Annotated in this window: 1 protein-coding gene; it reads left to right on the top strand. The window is 67.0% G+C overall.

Translation table 11 applies throughout. The annotated features are described in order from the left end of the window. Nucleotides 1-261 (top strand): hypothetical protein (locus C5N14_RS32545; RefSeq protein ID WP_165878314.1); only part of this gene is annotated, 261 nt, incomplete at both ends.

Genomic DNA, 261 nt, shown 5'->3' with positions numbered 1-261 from the left:
GATCATCTACACGGTTCGTGACGGTCGCCTGTACGAGGCAGCCAGCAACACCGGGTGGCAGAACCTGCAGGTGCCCAACCACGACCAGGTATCCGCGGTCTCGGCGATCCCCTACAACGGCGGAGTCGTGGTGTACACGGTACGTGGAGGCGCGGTGTACGAGGCCGCCAGCGGCAACTGGCAGGCCATGCTGGTCGGCTACAACGGCCAACCCGTCTACGGGACCGCGGTCAGCGCGGTGCTCCGCGCGGACGGAACCAG

The organism is Micromonospora sp. MW-13 (assembly GCF_003434305.1).
Classification (GTDB): domain Bacteria; phylum Actinomycetota; class Actinomycetes; order Mycobacteriales; family Micromonosporaceae; genus Micromonospora.
The sequence above is the reverse complement of the archived record's forward strand: the minus strand, read 5'-3'. Positions and strand labels throughout refer to the sequence as shown.